Annotated in this window: 14 protein-coding genes; 11 read left to right on the top strand and 3 right to left on the bottom strand. The window is 64.9% G+C overall.

Annotation, left to right across the window (positions count from 1 at the left end):
• The first annotated feature begins 59 nt into the window (after positions 1-59).
• From ACT3TS_RS00950 to ACT3TS_RS00930, 5 genes are all read left to right on the top strand, one after another.
• Positions 60-1,109 (top strand): ABC transporter permease, encoded by a 1,050-nt coding sequence (locus tag ACT3TS_RS00950; RefSeq protein ID WP_444529640.1) that lies wholly within the window; start codon positions 60-62, stop codon positions 1,107-1,109.
• Between the two features lie 38 nt (positions 1,110-1,147).
• Positions 1,148-2,086 carry a carbohydrate ABC transporter permease gene (locus tag ACT3TS_RS00945; RefSeq protein WP_444529610.1) on the top strand — a complete coding sequence of 313 codons (939 nt, stop codon included), beginning with the start codon at positions 1,148-1,150 and terminating at the stop codon, positions 2,084-2,086.
• Positions 2,087-2,146: 60 nt separating this feature from the next.
• Positions 2,147-3,832 carry a sugar ABC transporter substrate-binding protein gene (locus ACT3TS_RS00940; protein ID WP_444529609.1) on the top strand — a complete coding sequence of 562 codons (1,686 nt, stop codon included), beginning with the start codon at positions 2,147-2,149 and terminating at the stop codon, positions 3,830-3,832.
• 113 nt (positions 3,833-3,945) lie between these two features.
• Entirely contained in the window at positions 3,946-5,013 is a 1,068-nt protein-coding gene (locus ACT3TS_RS00935) for a LacI family DNA-binding transcriptional regulator (RefSeq protein ID WP_444529608.1), read from the top strand.
• Positions 5,010-6,227, top strand: a complete 1,218-nt coding sequence (locus ACT3TS_RS00930; RefSeq protein WP_444529607.1) for a Gfo/Idh/MocA family protein — start codon at positions 5,010-5,012, stop codon at positions 6,225-6,227. Before ACT3TS_RS00935 ends, ACT3TS_RS00930 begins: the two co-directional genes overlap by 4 nt.
• A 113-nt stretch (positions 6,228-6,340) precedes the next feature.
• On the opposite strand, the gene ACT3TS_RS00925 is transcribed toward ACT3TS_RS00930, so the two are convergent.
• Positions 6,341-7,339, bottom strand: coding sequence for a LysR family transcriptional regulator (locus ACT3TS_RS00925; RefSeq protein WP_444529606.1), 999 nt, complete (start codon positions 7,337-7,339; stop codon positions 6,341-6,343).
• Between the two features lie 127 nt (positions 7,340-7,466).
• Between ACT3TS_RS00925 and tdh the strand changes: the two genes are divergently transcribed.
• The 4 genes from tdh to ACT3TS_RS00905 all read left to right on the top strand — a co-directional run bounded on the left by tdh (position 7,467) and on the right by ACT3TS_RS00905 (position 11,688).
• Entirely contained in the window at positions 7,467-8,516 is a 1,050-nt protein-coding gene (gene tdh / locus ACT3TS_RS00920; protein ID WP_444529639.1) for an L-threonine 3-dehydrogenase, read from the top strand.
• Positions 8,517-8,634: 118 nt separating this feature from the next.
• Positions 8,635-9,840, top strand: coding sequence for a glycine C-acetyltransferase (locus ACT3TS_RS00915; protein WP_444529605.1), 1,206 nt, complete (start codon positions 8,635-8,637; stop codon positions 9,838-9,840).
• A gap of 136 nt (positions 9,841-9,976) precedes the next feature.
• Entirely contained in the window at positions 9,977-10,768 is a 792-nt protein-coding gene (locus tag ACT3TS_RS00910) for a hypothetical protein (protein ID WP_444529604.1), read from the top strand.
• Complete coding sequence (locus ACT3TS_RS00905) at positions 10,765-11,688, top strand: phosphotransferase (protein WP_444529603.1); 924 nt, start codon at positions 10,765-10,767, stop codon at positions 11,686-11,688. Before ACT3TS_RS00910 ends, ACT3TS_RS00905 begins: the two co-directional genes overlap by 4 nt.
• Before the next feature lie 43 nt (positions 11,689-11,731).
• On the opposite strand, the gene ACT3TS_RS00900 is transcribed toward ACT3TS_RS00905, so the two are convergent.
• The gene (locus ACT3TS_RS00900; protein WP_444529602.1) at positions 11,732-12,733 is read right to left on the bottom strand and encodes a formylglycine-generating enzyme family protein; all 1,002 of its coding nucleotides are present in this window, start codon (positions 12,731-12,733) and stop codon (positions 11,732-11,734) included.
• Between the two features lie 162 nt (positions 12,734-12,895).
• Between ACT3TS_RS00900 and ACT3TS_RS00895 the strand changes: the two genes are divergently transcribed.
• Positions 12,896-14,023, top strand: coding sequence for an NAD(P)/FAD-dependent oxidoreductase (locus tag ACT3TS_RS00895; protein ID WP_444529601.1), 1,128 nt, complete (start codon positions 12,896-12,898; stop codon positions 14,021-14,023).
• Between the two features lies 1 nt (position 14,024).
• Here the strand turns inward: ACT3TS_RS00895 and ACT3TS_RS00890 are convergent, their stop codons facing one another.
• Positions 14,025-14,669 (bottom strand): LysE family translocator, encoded by a 645-nt coding sequence (locus ACT3TS_RS00890; protein ID WP_444529600.1) that lies wholly within the window; start codon positions 14,667-14,669, stop codon positions 14,025-14,027.
• A gap of 220 nt (positions 14,670-14,889) precedes the next feature.
• Between ACT3TS_RS00890 and hutI the strand changes: the two genes are divergently transcribed.
• Positions 14,890-16,113, top strand: a complete 1,224-nt coding sequence (gene hutI, locus ACT3TS_RS00885) for an imidazolonepropionase (RefSeq protein WP_444529599.1) — start codon at positions 14,890-14,892, stop codon at positions 16,111-16,113.
• Positions 16,114-16,237 lie beyond the last annotated feature (124 nt).

Genomic DNA, 16,237 nt, shown 5'->3' with positions numbered 1-16,237 from the left:
ACGGTGCTCGAGCTCGGGAATGCGCCGTCCAATGACGATCAGGAGTAGCTATGAGCCAGATGCAGCAGGAGTCGGCGGAGGAACTTGCCGCCTCCGTTGAACTTCCCGGGGCCGCCCCTGAACCCAAGGGCAAGCAGGGAAAGACGCCGGCCAGGGGCCGGCAGCCGCACGACGGCGTTCCGCTGCGCAAGGTACCGTGGCGGACCCGGTTGCGCAGGGACCGGCAGATGCTCCTGATGATGATTCCGGGTGTCGCATTCCTGGCCTTGTTCTTTTACATTCCGATCCTTGGCAACGTCATTGCCTTTCAGGACTACCAGCCGTTCCTGGGCGTCTCAGGCAGCGACTGGGTGGGTCTGCAAAACTTTGTCGATCTGTACTTCAACCCCGACTTTTGGGTGGCACTGCGCAACACGATCGTCCTGGCCGTCTGGCAGCTGGTGTTGTTCTTCCCCGTTCCGCTGGGGCTGGCCTTGATTGTGGACTCGTTGATCAGCAACAATCTTCGCCGCTGGTTCCAGTCGCTGGTGTACCTGCCGCACTTCCTGTCCTGGGTCTTGGTCATCGCCTTGTTCCAGCAAGTTCTCGGAGGCGCCGGACTGGTCAACAACACCTTGCGGGACCTGGGCCTGGACACCGTGCCTTTCATGACGAACCCGGACACCTTTCCGCTGCTCGCCACCGTCCAGCTTGTCTGGAAGGACGCCGGCTGGGCCATGATCATCTTTCTGGCATCGCTGGCCAGCATCGACGGGTCGCTGTACGAGGCTGCCGCCGCAGACGGGGCAGGCCGTTGGCGCCGCATGTGGCACATCACTCTGCCAGGGCTGCGCTCCATCATTGTCCTGCTGCTGATCCTGCGCATCGGCGACATTCTCAGTGTCGGCTTTGAGCAATTCCTGCTCCAACACGACGCCGTTGGTGCCGGGGCGTCCGAGGTTTTGGACACCTTCACCTACTTTGCCGGGGTTGTCGGTGGTGGTTGGAGCATTGGTGCCGCCGCCGGCCTCGCCAAAGGTGTGGTGGGTGCCCTGCTGATCTACGCGGCCAACAAGGTGGCTCACCGCTTGGGTGAACCCGGCATCTTCCAGAAGAAGGCGGGCTCATGAGCACCCAGACGAGGACGACACCACAGAAGGAGACAAGCATGACTGCAACACTGCCCGGTCGGCGCGCCACCAAAAGCATCAACAAGCAGCTGACCTTCAACCCGGGACGTCCTGCCTGGAAGGAACCGGCGTCGCCGATCTACAACGCCATCAAGGGCGTGGTCATCGGCGGCATCAGCCTCTCGATCGTCATTCCGCTGCTCCTGGTGGTCTCCACCTCATTGGCCGATGACAAGCAGCTGATAGCCGCCGGCGGGTTCGTGCTGTGGCCAACCCACCCCACCTTCGCTGCCTATGAGGCCATCTTCAGCGGCGAGTTCATGTTCCGGGCGCTCGGTGTCAGCGCTTTCATCACAGCCGTGGGCACCTTCCTGGCGTTGTTCATCACCATCACCATGGCGTACGCCACCAGCCGGCCGGTGCTGTTTGGCCGCCCCGTGCTGCTGCTGGTCTTGTTCACCCTGCTGTTCGCGCCCGGCCTGATCCCCATGTTCCTGATGGTCAAGCAACTGGGCCTGCTGAACACCGTCTGGTCGTTGATCCTGCCGGGCACCTTTGCCGCCTTCAACTTTGTGGTGATGCGCTCATTCTTCATGAACATTCCTGCTGAACTGATTGAGGCTGCCCGGATCGACGGGGCCAGCGACTTCATGATCCTGCGCAAGGTGGTTCTTCCTCTGTCCAAGGCCGTCATTGCCGTGGTGGGCCTGTTCTATGCCGTGGGATTCTGGAACGCGTTCTTCAACGCCATGCTCTACATCAACGATCAAACCCTGTATCCGGTCCAGCTCATTTTGCGCAATTACGTTGTCCAAGGCGGATCCATGGCCGACGCCATCGGGGTGACGTCCACACCGCCGCCGCAGTCAATGCAGATGGCCGTTGTGGTGGTGGCACTGCTGCCCATCCTGATCGTTTACCCGTTCCTGCAAAAACACTTCACGAAGGGTGTCATTACCGGGGCCATCAAAGGCTAGTTGGATCAAATGATTTACTCCACAAATTTTGCACCGCAAAGAAAGAGAAAGAGGAATAGCATGAAGCGTTCTATCGATACTGCCGGGGTTTCACGACGTAATTTCCTAGGGCTTGCCGGCATTTCAGTCGCCGCCGTGGCTTTGAGCGGAACCCTTTCCGCCTGTGGTGGCGGTGCTGGCGCGAACGACGGCGGTGCACAGGCGTCCAAATCGGTCACCTTGCCCACATACAAGGAATTTACCGACGTTGTTGCCGACCTTCCCGGAAACGCCGAGGGTCTGGAGGCTGGCTTCCTCAACATGCCCAAACCGGTGGCCTCCACCCAAGGTAAACCCCTAACCGGACCGGTCAGTGTGCTCTCCGAAACGTTTGAGCTAATGGCTCCTGCCATGCCTGACAATCCCTTCTGGCAGCGGTTGAACTCAGCACTAGGTGGCGAGTTCAACATGCAGATCGTTGAGGATACAGGCGATGGTTACCCGGCCAAGTTCGCCACCATCCTGGCCGGTGACACGCTTCCGGACTTGATGTGGATTCCGCCAAACCAGGGCCTGCCCAACGTTGGTCCCATGCTTGAGGCAAAGTTTCAAGACCTGACCCCGTACCTCGCTGGTGACGCCGTGCTTGAGTACCCCAACCTTGCCGCACTTAAACCCGATTCCTGGCGCACCGCCGTCGTCAATGGCAAGATCTGGGGTGCACCCATCCCCAGCACCCCCTTTGGCCAGGTCATGCTCGGGAGCAAGAAAATCTGGGCCAAGGTGGGCGGGCTGAACGCCAAGGATGCCGATGAGTTCTTCGACAAGGTCACGGAGCTCAGCAACCCCGCCAAACAGCAATATGCGCTGGAGCCTGCATACGCCAACGTCCTGAACATCGTCAACCAGTGTCTCGGCGCGCCGAACGGCTGGGCCGTCAATGCGGACCGGAGCTTGACGCACCAGTACGAAACCGACGCATACGTGGCCGGACTGGAATTTGTCGCCAAGCTTTTTGCCGCCGGCGCGTTCTACCCGGACGTCAATATGACCAGCACCAAGACCCGGATTGTCAACGGCTCCCTGGGTGCCATGGTGGTTTCCGGGCCCCGAGACGTGGGCACCTTCCGTGCCCTGGACCCCAACGCGGACATGGAAATTCTTGTTCCCTTCAGCTTTGACGGGACCATCAAGCCCACCTACAACATGGGCTACGGCACCGTGGGCTACACGGCCTTCAAGAAGGCCGACGAGAAGCGCATCAAGGAACAACTCGCTCTGGTCAACTGGCTCTCAGCGCCGTTCGGCACCGAGGAGTACCTGCTCAAGAACTATGGTGTCGAGGGCAAGGACTTTGACCTCGATGCTGACGGCAACCCGATCCTGAACGCGGACGGATTGAAGAATCTGCCCGGCGTGGTCAGCGCCCTGAACATCATGACGGCGCCGGAGCGGGTGAACTTCAACCCGGGCTATCCGCAGGTAACGAACTATGTGTACGAGACCGAGAAAAAGCTGCTGGAATTTGCCTGGCGCAATCCCACCAACGGCTCCTACTCCGACACCAACGCCAAAGTGGGTCCGAAGATCGCCAAGCCCATGACTGACAAGGTGGTGGACATCATTACCGGTCGTGCCAAGGTCTCGGATTTCGCCGACGCTCTCAAGCGCTGGAAGTCCGAAGGTGGCGACAAAATTCGCGAGGAATACCAGGCCGACTTGAACCCCGACGCGCCGGTGTTCAAGCTCCAGAAGGCTGCCAAATAGTCGGCAGCCGTGCCCGTGGTTGCCGACACGCCGTCGTAACGTGCCGGCAACCACTGCCTTCTGCCGCAACGGTGGCAATAAGTTAGAAGCAACAACAAAAAAGTCGGCAGCAGATGTCACCAGACCAGGAGCGCAGCAGCATGATTCGGCCCACCATAAAGACCGTGGCAGCTGAGGCGGGAGTTTCCACGGCAACTGTTTCCTATGTCCTGGCCGGACGCACCAGGGGCAACGGTTCCGGAATTTCGCCCGCGACCGCCGAACGCGTCCACGCCGCAGCCACGAAGGTCGGCTACCGGCCCAATCAAGCGGCCAGGACCATTCGCACCGGCAAATCGAACTTGATGATGCTGTCGCTGACAATGCTTTCGGACCCGTGGTCGCTGTCGGTCAGCAAAGCCGTGGGGGCCGCCGTTGCCACGGCCGGGATCACCCCCATGATCCTCGCCGACACCGATTGGCGCACGGCGATCAAGCGCCAGGGCGCCGACGTCATCTTCATCGACGCCGCGGATCAGGACGGGGATGCTGAACTGCTGGCTGAACTGGCCCGCAACAACAACCTCGTGGTGTTCAGCGAAACACTTGAACCCAACGGTTTTGATGTGATCCGCTCCGTGGCCGGCACCACCATGGCTGCCGCCATGGACCATTTGACCGCCACGCACTCACGGGTGGCCTGCCTGACATCCCGAGGCAGCCTGCGGTCCCCGAACCCGGTCAGGTACGGTGCGTACCTGAACGGGCTCAGGCGGGCGGGCCTTGAATTTCGGGACAGCTATGTGGCCACGTTTGACGGCGATGAAGTGAACGCCTATCAAGCCGCGGTCAACCTGCTGCAGCAGCCCGACCCGCCCTCGGCCATCTTTGCCACCTCCGACTTCGTGGCCATAGCCGCGGTCAACGCCGCACAGCGGTTGCGGATGACAGTTCCCGACGACGTGGCAGTGATGGGTGTGGGCAACACGCTCCAGGGGGAGTCGATGATGCCCTCATTGAGCAGCATCGGACCCGTGGACTTCTTTAACCGCCTGGCCGGCTTCCTGGTTGATCGGGCAAGGGATGACTCCCTGCCGCACCGGGTGCTGGAGTTTCCCTGGCAGCTTTTCGTGCGCGATTCCGCGCCGGCAGCACCTAACCATTTTTCCGATTCAACAACCCACAGAAAAGAAGCATTGTGACAGATTTGAGAGAGGCAATCCCGGAATACCCCGGGGCGGTCAAGGACGCAAGAGTTGGACTGGTTGGCTTTGGCCTGCGGGCCTCGTTGTGGCGGCATGTGCACAAACCCGGGCAAGGCTCCGAGGTGGTCATGGTGTGCGATACCTCCGAGCGTGGCCGGGCCGATGCGGCAGCGAAAATTCCGACGGCGGTTGTCACCTCCAGCCTCGATGAACTGTTGGGCGCGGGCCTGGATGCCGTTTTGGTGCTGACCCCGGACAACAGGCATGCAGAGATTGCCGTGCAGACACTGCGGGCAGGAATTCCAACGTTTTGTGAGAAACCCCTGGATGTGACGGTGGAGGCGGCCGATGCGATTCTGGCGGCCGCCTTTGAAACGGGGACGCGGCTTTATGTTGGCCACAACATGCGCCACATGCCGGTGGTGGTGCAGATGCGCGAGATTATCGAGTCGGGGCGGATTGGCGAGGTCAAGGCTGTTTGGTGCCGGCATTTTGTGGGCAATGGCGGCGACTATTACTTCAAGGACTGGCATGCAGAGCGGGCCAACACCACGAGCCTGCTGCTGCAAAAGGGCGCCCACGACATCGACGTGATCCACTGGTTGGCAGGCGGGTACACCACAAGGGTCTCGGCCATCGGCGACCTGGCAGTTTATGGTGACGTTGCCAGCCGCCGCGACAATTCGGACCGCCGCATGGGGGACTGGTTTTCCCTGGACAATTGGCCGCCTGCGGAGCAGACGGACCTCAACCCGGTCATTGACGTTGAGGACATTTCAATGATGCAGATGGTGCTGGACAACGGAGCCCTGGCTTCCTACCAGCAATGCCATTTCACCCCCGACTACTGGCGCAATTACACCGTCATCGGCACCAAGGGACGGCTGGAGAATTTTGGTGACAATCCGGGAGATTCCATCAAGGTGTGGACCAGCCGCTCCCAGAACGGGTTTGTGAAACCGGATGAGGACATTGAAATTCGCGACGGCGAGGGCGGCCACGGCGGCGCCGATCCGCTGCTGATTGCTGAGTTCCTGCGCTTCGCCCGTGACGGTGGCGCCACGGACACCTCCCCGATTGCGGCGCGGGAGGCCGTGGCCGCAGGAGTTGTGGCCGCGCAGTCGCTGCGCACGGGCGGCGGGGCGCTGGACATTCCAGCGCTGCCCCCGGAATGGGTGGAATACTTCAACGCCGGCCAGCCAACCCGCTGACGCAACGCTCCTGCAGCTCCGGGGCACTTTTCCCCAACGCTCGCTCGACAAAGCGAGCGAGCGTTGGCAAAGAGTGCCCCACTAATGAGCGAGCGTCTAGGGCCGGGCGGCGTTTACTCTCCGGTCAGCTCCGTCATGACATCTTGGAGGGCCTGTGCCACGAGCATGACCGATGCACGTTTCAGGTTCTCCGGACGGGCCAGCAAATCGATCCGGCGCCGCGTGCTGATGCCGGTTAGAGGCCGCAACACCACGCCGGGATTCAGCGCCGCCCCGTGGTTTAGCGCCGGGCTTGAGGTGTAGCGCGGCAGCAGGCCGATGACCTCGCCGGTGGAGACAAGGGCCGCCGCAGCGGAGTAATCGTTGATGCGGTGCACCACCTCCACGGGGCGGCTGGCCACGGCGCCAATGGCCGTCAACACGTCGGCGGGGGAGTAGCCGCTGCGGCTTGCCACCCACGGATGGGCCACCACATCCTCCGGCGATAATTCGGCCAGGGCTGCCAGCGGATGGTCGGCGGCCACGGCGATGTCCAGCGGCTCGTGGGCCAGCGGGATGACGCGTACCCGGGTGTCCGGCCAGGCCGGGCTGTGGTCCATGCGGTGCGCCAGCACAAGATCGTACCGGGCTGTCAGGGCCGGGAAATCGTGCTGGGCCACGTCCTCGTCCGAGAACCTGACCCGCGGCACTGCCAACGCGGCCGCTGCACCGTCTTCGGGGGCGGACCCAGCCGCCGCGGCACACCGCACGCCGGCGTCGGCACGCAGGAGAGCCAGCCGACGCACCAGCGGGGCAAACAAGGCCTGCCCGGCGCTGTGGAAGCCGCTGATCGTGACGGTCCCGCCGACGTCGTGCTGGTAGGCGCCGATGGCTGCCTTCGCCGCGGCCATGGCATTGATGACCTCGGCGCCGGCGTCGGCCAGCACCTTCCCGGCCTCCGTCAGGACCAGGTTCCGGCCATCCTTGCGCGTCAACGGCGTGTCCACCTGGCGCTGCAGCAGCGAGATTTGCTGGGAGACGGCCGACGGGGTGACGGAGAGCGTGTCCGCGACAGCCTTGACACTGCCGAGCTCGCCGAGCTCGCGCAGCATCTGAAGTTGATGAAGTTCCACGCAGCCAGCCTACCATTTAGTATTTGCTAAATTGATGATGGAGTAAATGTCGATTGTGCTAAACGGTTTGGGCGGCTGTAATGGACAAAGCACACCACAACGATGAGGAACGCTGCCCATGGGAACCATGAAAGCACTGTACAAATCCGGTCCGCACGCGGGGTTCGAACTCGTCGACCGCCCCGAACCCGCAACGGGTGCGCGGGACGTGAAAATCAAGGTACACACCACCGGCCTGTGTGGCACCGACCTGCACATCCAGGCCTGGGACGCGTGGGCTGCCGAAACCATCAACGCCCCGCTCATCGCCGGGCACGAATTTTACGGCGAGGTGGTGGAGGTCGGTGCCGACGCCCACGACGTCAAGGTGGGCGACAAGGTCTCCGGCGAGGGACACATCGTCTGCGGCATGTGCCGCAACTGCCGCGCGGGACGTCGCCACATGTGCATCAACACCATCTCCGTGGGCGTCCAGCGCGACGGCGCGTTTGCCGAATACGTCGTCATCCCGGAGTCCAACGTCTGGGTGCACAAGGACCCGTCCATCACCCCGGAACTCGGCGCCATCTTTGACCCGCTGGGCAACGCCGTCCACACGGCACTGAGCTTCGGGCTGGTGGGGGAGGACGTGCTGGTCACCGGCGCCGGGCCCATCGGCCTGATGGCTGTGGCCGTCGCCCGCCATGCCGGTGCCCGCAAGATCGCCATCACCGACGTTTCCGAACCGCGCCTGGCCATGGCCGCCGCGATGGGCGCCGACCTCGCCGTCAACGTCGCCACCACCCGCCTGCGCGACGCGCAACTGCAATTGGGCCTGTGCGAGGGCTTCGACATCGGCCTGGAAATGTCCGGCCACCCCACCGCCCTGCCGGAAATGATCGACAACATGAACCACGGCGGCCGCATCGCCATGCTCGGGCTGCCCAGCGAAGGCATCGACATCAACTGGGGCAAGGTCGTCACCCACATGCTCACGCTCAAGGGCATCTACGGCCGCGAAATGTTTGAAACCTGGTACGCCATGTCCGCCATGCTCTCCTCCAACCCGGTCCTGCGCGCCGCCGTCGCCTCCGTGGTCACCGACACCCTGCCCGCCACGGAATGGGAGCAGGCCTTCGAACTCGCCCGCTCCGGCCGGGGCGGCAAAGTGGTCCTTGACTGGAGTGTTTTCGCTTAGCCAGCCACTTGCTTCCCAAGTACCTGCTTTCCCCAGCACGACGGCGGCACCCGGGTGCCGCCGTCGACCATCCCCACGCTTCACCCACCCAAGCCCCGCTTCAGCAAAGGAACCACCCGTGTACACCACCTTGAAGGACCAGCTCACCGCCGAACTCGCCGACATCCGCGCCGACGGCCTGTTCAAGACCGAACGGCGGATCACCTCCGCCCAGTCCAGCCACGTGAGCGCCGGACCGCTGGACGGCGCCACCGCCCCCGTGCTGAACTTCTGCGCCAACAACTACCTGGGCCTCGCCGACCACCCGGACATCATCGGCTCCGCGAAGACCGCCATGGATGAGCGCGGCTTCGGCATGGCCAGCGTCCGCTTCATCTGCGGCACCCAGGACCTGCACCTGGAACTGGAAGCGGCCGTGTCGACCTTCCTTGGCACGGAGGACACCATCTTGTTCTCGTCCTGCTTTGACGCCAACGGAGGGGTGTTTGAATCGCTGTTCGGCGCGGACGACGCCATCATCTCCGACTCGCTGAACCACGCCTCCATCATCGACGGCATCCGCCTGTCCAAGGCCGCGCGCTTCCGCTACGCCAACCAGGACATGGCGGATTTGGAAACCCAGCTGCAGGCCGCCGCCGCTCTGCGCGACGGAGCGGGCGCCCGGCGGACCATCATTGTCACCGACGGCGTGTTCTCCATGGACGGCTTCCTTGCCCCGCTCGAGGCCATCTGCGATTTGGCGGACAAGTACGGCGCCCTGGTCATGGTGGATGATTCCCACGCCGTCGGCTTTATGGGTGCCACCGGTGCCGGAACACCGGAGCACGCCGGCGTCTCGGCACGGGTTGATATTTACACGGGCACGTTCGGGAAGGCACTGGGCGGCGCATCGGGCGGCTACGTGTCCGGGCGCGGTGAAATCGTGGCGATGCTGCGCCAGAAAGCCCGCCCGTACCTGTTCTCCAACTCGCTGGCCCCCGCCATCGTGGCCGCCACGCTCAAGGCACTCGAGCTCGTTGCGGGTTCGGCCGAACTGCGCACCCGCCTGTTTGAGAATGCCGCCTTGTTCCGCCGCCGCATGGGTGAGGAGGGCTTTGAACTGCTCCCCGGCGAGCACGCCATTGTCCCGGTCATGTTCGGCGACGCCGTCGAAGCTGCCCGGGTGGCCGATTCCATGCTGGCCCACGGCGTGTTCGTCACGGCATTCAGCTTCCCCGTCGTCCCGCGCGGCGCCGCCCGCATCCGGGTCCAGCTCTCCGCCGCCCACAGCACGGACGACGTCGAGGCGTGCGTCCGCGCGTTCGTGGCAGCACGCGCCGCATAGGCATTGGAAGGGATGTTGGCCCAAGCTTCTCGCGAGCAGTAAGATTTTGCCGCTCGTTCCTCCCGAGCAAAATCCATCCTCGCTCCGAGGCCTGGGTCAACGTCCCTCGTCAGCCAGCGCGTGGCAGGATGAATGCATGACTTTTTCCTGGGACATCCGAGCGCGCGTGCAATTCGAGGGCGATGCCCACGTCCAGGAGGACAGCTGCGGCTTCAACGGGCCCAACGCCTGGATCATCGACGGGGCCACGCCTTTGCTGGAACCCCTGGGCCTGCCCGCCGCCTCCGACCCGCAGTGGCTGGCCCAGCAGCTCAACATGTTCCTGGCCCAAGCCCCCGCCGATCCGGGACGCGACGGGGTCGGGGCAGTGCTGGCCGGGGCGCTGGCCGCCGTCGACGCCGCCGCCGTGCCCCTGGCGGGTGCCGAACGCGTCAGGTTCCCCAGCGCCGCCATCTCCGTGGCACAGCTCAATGCCGAGGGTGTGGAAATTGGCAGCCTGGCGGACTGCACAGTCGTTGTCAGGACGGACGACGGCGCAACCCACCTCGTGCGCGCAGGCGACGCCGACGCAAGGGTTGCCGCCGTGGACCCTGCCGAGCGGTTGACGCAGCTCAGGCGGGACCGCGAAATGCGCAACACCCCGGGCCGGCTGTGGGTTGCCCGCCGCGAACCCGAAGCCGCCGACCACGCCCATGTCCTGCAGCTTGGCCTGCCCGAGCTCATGGTGATGGCAAGCGACGGGGCCTGGCGCGCCGTCGACCTTGGCCTTGTCAGCGGACCGGAGGAATTCCTGGCCCGCACGGCCACCACCGTGGACGCTTTGGGGCTGCTGCACGAATTGCGGCTGAAGCAGACGGAGATCGGGGAGGTGGCCGACGACGCCACGATCCTCACCCTGGCCCCGGCACCAACAACGCAGTCGCCATGAACGCGCGCATCCGCTGGGACCAGCTGCCGTCTGAGGTCCGCGCCGGCGTTGAGGACATTCTGGGCGAGGTGGTGGCATCGGCGCAGTCCCAGGCGGGCGGTTTTTCGCCGGGATCCGCCGACCGTGTCGTACTGAGCTCGGGCCGCCGCGCATTTGTGAAGGCCGTCAGCGCCGGGGTCAACACGTCGTCCGTGGAGCTCCACCGCCGGGAGGCTGCTGTTGCGGCAGCCCTGCCAGCCGGTGTTTCCGCGCCCGAATTTCTGGGGAAGTACGACGACGGCACCTGGGTTGCGCTGGTCCTCGCCGATGTGGACGGCCGGCATCCGCAGGAACCGTGGGTAGATGCCGAGCTGACGCAGGTCCTGGATGCGCTGGTGGATGTGGGACAGGTGCTGCTGCCCGCAGATCTGGACGTGCCGCCCTATGAGGAGTCGCTCACGGGCGCGTTCCTTGGGTGGGAAAAACTGGCGGCCCGGCCGCTTGCGGACATGCCCGCGTGGGCGGGTGAACACCTCGGGGAACTGGCGACGCTGGCCAGGGCAGGGGTTGCTGCGTTGGCCGGAGACGCGCTGGTGCACGGAGACCTGCGCACCGACAACATCCTGCTGACGGCGGACGGGACGGTTTTTCTTGACTGGCCGTGGGCGGCGAGGGGTGCGCCTTGGGTTGATGCCCTCAGCGTGCTGTTGAACGTGAAAACGCTGGACCCGGCAGCCAATGTGGACCAGTGGCTGGCCGGGCACCCCGTGTTTGCCGGGGCCGCACCGGAGGCGGTGTCGGCGGTTCTGGCCGGCTGGGCCGGGTACTTCCTGGACATGTCCCGGCGCCCGGCACCGCCCGGCATCCCCACGCTGCGCGCATTCCAACGGAAGCAGGCCGACGTCCTGATCTCGTGGTTGCAGGAGCGGCTGGCCAACTGAACCTCTTGTTCCCTCGTTTTCCGCCGGGAGACAGACTTTATGGTCAGGCAGACAAGGCGACGGTCCTGAAGCCGAGGTTGCCGCTGGCCGACTCGGGTGAGTTGGAGCTGCGGGCGGCCAGCCGGTAGCGGTTGCAATAGGAATCGTGGCACAGGTACGAGCCGCCGCGCATGACCCTGCCGCGGCCGATGGTGGGGCCGGGCGGATCGGCAACCGTTCCCTGGGCGAGGCAGCTTTTGTAGTACTTGGGCAGGAACCAGTCGGCACACCATTCCCAGACGTTGCCGCTGGTTTGGTGCAGGCCGTAGCCGTTGGGTTCGAAGCTGTCGACGGGTGCGGTGGTGAGGAAGCCGTCGTCGACAGTGTTGTCCGTGGGGAAGGTGCCTTGCCAAATGTTGCAGCGGTGCACGGGGTCGCCAGTTTCCCCGACGCCGTGAAGTTCGTTGCCCCACGGATAACGGGATTGGTGCAGGCCTCCGCGGGCGGCGTACTCCCACTGGGCTTCGGTGGGCAGTGCGCGGCCGGCCCACGCACAATACGCCAGGGCATCGCTGTGGGAAACCTGGGTCACGGGATGGTCGGGGATGTCCTGCCAGTGGGAGAGCGGCCCGGCAGGGTGGGCCCAGTCGGCGCCGCGCACGTTCAACCACCACGGCGTGCCGGCGGCCGTGCCCAGAATATCCGGCGCATCTGCCTGCACGGCCAGGTGAAACACGGCCGAGGTGCCATACACCTCCGATTCGGTGCGGTAGCCGGTGGCGTCGATGAACGCGGCAAAGGCGGCGTTGCCCACGGCCGTTGTGTCGATGCTGAACGCCGACAGGGCCACCTGGTGGACGGGAGTTTCGCCGTCGCCCGGGTAGCCTTCGTCAAAGGGGTCGCCCATGGAAAAAGCCCCGGCCGGGATCAGCGCCTGCTGCCCGTGCCCGGCGGTGTCCGGGAAAGCGGCAGCGCGGGGAGGGACGCTCAGCGTGAAAGCCTGCGGGGCTGCGTGGGCATGTGCGCCGTGGTCGGATCGGCCGCTGGGACTGCAACAACTGGACATGGGCTCACTTTGAAACGGGGACGGCGGATTCCCACCAGTCTATGCAGTTCCACACCACGCAGTTCCACTCACTGCGGTTCCACGCAGCCGAATGGCCGCTCCGGTGTCTTGGATTTAGCACGGCGTTGGCGCGGGAAGCTGTTTTTGTGTCACCATGGCGCAATGGAAGAGCGCGTATTGATCATTGGTGGCGGGATCGCAGGACTCTCGTTGGCCTGGCGGCTGGCACCGTCCCTGCCGGTGGTGGTTGTCGAGGCAGAGGAGTCGTTGGCCTACCATTCCTCCTCGCGGTCGGCCCGGCAGATGCAGCCCAACTACGGTCCCGGGCCGATTCAGGAATTGACGCGGCGCAGCATCTCCGCCGTGGCTGGGATAGCGTCGGCCCTGGGCGCCCCGATTCTGCAGCCGCGCCCCATGCTCACCCTGGGGACAAAAGCCGAGGTGGCGCAGTTGGTGGCGGCAAACGCAAACCTTGTGCCGCTGGACCACGCCGAAACGATGCGCCGCAGCCCTGACCTGTGGCCCGGGGTGTTCGAGGCTGCCGCCCTTGATGACACGGCCATGGAGGTCAATGTCCCTGCCCTGGTGGAGTACTACCGCAGCCAAGCTGTCGCTGCCGGTGCCGTGGTGCTGACCGGCTCGGCGGTGGATTCGGCCACAGCCCACCCCGACGGCGGGTATGAAGTCGTGGTGGGGGAGCACCGGATCACGGCGGGCACCGTTGTGAATGCCGCCGGCGCTTGGGCCGACGGCGTCGCGGGCATCTTTGGTGTGCGCTGCCGGGGGCTGGTGCCGCACCGGCGCAGCGTCGCGATCGTGTCCACCAAGATTCCGACCGACCCCGCCGGGCCCATGGTGGAACCGGTTGACGAGTCGTTTTATTACCGGCCCGACGGCGGGCACCTCCTCGTATCCGCATGCGAATCGGTTCCTGCCGAAGCGGGCGATGCGCAGGTGGTGGACGCTGAAATCGCCACCGTCATCCGCCGCATTGATGCGGTGACAACACTGGGGGTGTCCGGCGTCGAACGGTCCTGGACGGGCCTGCGCACACAGACGGCGGACGGGCTGCCCGTGGTGGGCTTTGACGAGGAGGTGCCGAACTTCTTTTGGCTGGCCGGACAGGGCGGCTATGGAATCCAAACGTCGGCTGCACTCGGAACTCTTGCCGCCGGGATGATTGTGGGGGAGTTGCCGGCGGAGGACGCCGGACTGGCCGCGGAACTCAGCCCGCAGCGGGCCGGGCTCCAGCAGGCGGGCGAAGTGCCGGCCGGACAGGTTGCCGGCTAGCTCAGCTTGTGGCGCCTGAGGCGATGACGCCGGCACCCAGGACTGCCAAGATGGAGCTGCTGATGCGTTCGATGATGGTGTTGACCTTGGGCTTCTTGAGCCATTTCATGGTCTTGTAGGCAACCAGCGCAATCGTGAACAGGTACAGGAAGCCGATGATGGCCAGCGTCAGCCCGAGGATCAGCGCCGTGCCGAGGGTGTTTCCGCCATGCGGGATGAACTGCGGCACCACGGCCAGGTAAAACAAGCCGACCTTGGGGTTGAGCAGGGTCGAGACAGTCCCGGCACCATAGGCGGCGCGGTGGCTGTGGGTGATGGGCGTTTGCTTGGCGGCGCCTGCAACGACCCCGGCCTTGCGGGCTTTCCGGGCCTTGAGCAGTGCTGAGACACCCAGATACATCAGGTACAGGCCGCCGGCAATTTTCAGCCACCTGAACACTTCGGCCGACTGCTCCAAAACGGCTGCCAGCCCAAAGCCCACCAGGGCACCCCACATCACTGCGCCGGTGGCGCTGCCGGCGGCAGCGGCGATGCCTGCCGTCACCTTGTTCATGGAGATCCGCAGAACCAGGAACGTGTCGGGGCCGGGGATCAGTGCCAGCATCAGGCACAGCCCGGCAAAGCCCACAAGGGAAACAAAGGTCATGGGCTCAATTGTCCGGTCTGGGAAGTGCCTGTGCAACACGGGAGACCACATGATGTCCGTCATGCCAGACTCCACGCATTGTGGGGCACCTGCACAACTCACGGTGGCACCATTCAGGCCAGCCGCTGCGGCCGGCGCGAACCGTCCCGTGTCTGCCATGCCAGACGCGGGCCGGTGCTGCGGCACCCAAGCCGGCGGTCCGGCGTCGTACGCTAAAGGCATGAGTGAACTGATCAGCAACATTGGCGAATTGATGACCCAGGACGGCGACCACGGCACCTTGCGTGATGCGGCCGTGGTGCTCGAGGGGGAGCGGATCGCATGGATTGGCCCCAGCGCCGATGCCCCGGCCGCCGACACCCGCACCGACGCGCAGGGCCGGGCGGTGCTGCCGGGCTGGGTGGATTCGCACACGCACCTGATCTTTGCCGGGGACCGCACCGCCGAGTTTGAGGCGCGCATGGCGGGGGAAAGCTACAGTGCGGGCGGCATTGCCGTGTCGGTTGAGGCAACCCGTTCGGCCGGCGACTACGAGCTCACGCGCCTGGGCCTGGGGCGCGTGGCGGAGGCCGTGTCGCAGGGGACCACCTACCTGGAGACCAAGACCGGGTACGGCCTCGACGTGGACAACGAGGCCCGCAGCGCCCGCATCGCCTCCACGGTCGCGGATGAGGTCACGTATCTGGGGGCACATCTGGTCCCGGCCGGCATGGACGCCGACGAATACACCGAGCTGGTCTGCACGGAGATGCTCGACGCCGTCCGCCCCTACGTGAAGTGGGCCGACGTCTTTTGCGAGCGCGGCGCCTTCACCGCGGAGCAGTCCCGCAAGGTGCTCACCGCCTGCCGCGACGCCGGGCTGGGCCTGCGCGTCCACGGGAACCAGCTGGGGACGGGCGGCGGCGTGAAGCTGGCAGTTGAGTTTGCCGCGGCCAGTGTTGACCACGTGAATTTCCTGACGGACGACGACGTGTCCCGGCTGGCGCAGTCATGGTCGGCTTGGGATGGGGCTGCCAATGCGGGGCGTGGGACCGGCGTGCGCGGGACGGTCGCCACGGTGCTTCCCGCCTGTGACCTGTCGACCCGTGTGCAGTTGGCGCCGGCGAAGCAGCTTCTCGAGGCAGGGGTGCAGATCGCGATTGCCTCCAACTGCAATCCAGGTACGTCGTACACGTCCTCGATGGCGTTTTGTGTGACGACGGCTGTGCTGCAGATGGGGCTCAGCGTTGACCAGGCGGTGCGGGCCGCGACGTTTGGCGGAGCGCTGGCGCTGGGCCGCGAGTCCGGATTGGATGAAGACGGCAAGCGGGCTGTTGGCACCATCGCCGTGGGGCACCGGGCCGATCTGCACATGCTCAAAGCGCCGTCGGCCACGCATCTGGCGTACCGGCCCGGCATCCCGCTGACGGCGGCAGTGTGGCGGGCGGGCGTGCGCGAGGTGTAGCACGCCCCGGCGGTGGGCCGCACTGAAAAGCTGGGCCGCACAGAAGGCAGGGGCAGCAGGCAGGCGACAAAAGCAGGGGCGTTGGGCTTGAATTTCTTCAAGCCCAACGCCCCTGCCTTCATGC

Source organism: Specibacter sp. AOP5-B1-6 (genome assembly GCF_052376555.1).
In the GTDB taxonomy this organism is placed as follows: domain Bacteria; phylum Actinomycetota; class Actinomycetes; order Actinomycetales; family Micrococcaceae; genus Specibacter.
This window is presented reverse-complemented; position numbering and strand designations above follow the sequence as displayed.

Coding starts and splice junctions, on each gene's coding strand:
- ACT3TS_RS00935 (WP_444529608.1), top strand. CDS start 3,946: ATGTCACCAGACCAGGAGCGCAGCAGCATGATTCGGCCCACCATAAAG.
- ACT3TS_RS00890 (WP_444529600.1), bottom strand. CDS start 14,669: ATGACCTTTGTTTCCCTTGTGGGCTTTGCCGGGCTGTGCCTGATGCTG.
- hutI (WP_444529599.1), top strand. CDS start 14,890: ATGAGTGAACTGATCAGCAACATTGGCGAATTGATGACCCAGGACGGC.
- ACT3TS_RS00950 (WP_444529640.1), top strand. CDS start 60: ATGCAGCAGGAGTCGGCGGAGGAACTTGCCGCCTCCGTTGAACTTCCC.
- tdh (WP_444529639.1), top strand. CDS start 7,467: ATGAAAGCACTGTACAAATCCGGTCCGCACGCGGGGTTCGAACTCGTC.
- ACT3TS_RS00900 (WP_444529602.1), bottom strand. CDS start 12,733: ATGTCCAGTTGTTGCAGTCCCAGCGGCCGATCCGACCACGGCGCACAT.
- ACT3TS_RS00910 (WP_444529604.1), top strand. CDS start 9,977: ATGACTTTTTCCTGGGACATCCGAGCGCGCGTGCAATTCGAGGGCGAT.
- ACT3TS_RS00945 (WP_444529610.1), top strand. CDS start 1,148: ATGACTGCAACACTGCCCGGTCGGCGCGCCACCAAAAGCATCAACAAG.
- ACT3TS_RS00895 (WP_444529601.1), top strand. CDS start 12,896: ATGGAAGAGCGCGTATTGATCATTGGTGGCGGGATCGCAGGACTCTCG.
- ACT3TS_RS00940 (WP_444529609.1), top strand. CDS start 2,147: ATGAAGCGTTCTATCGATACTGCCGGGGTTTCACGACGTAATTTCCTA.
- ACT3TS_RS00905 (WP_444529603.1), top strand. CDS start 10,765: ATGAACGCGCGCATCCGCTGGGACCAGCTGCCGTCTGAGGTCCGCGCC.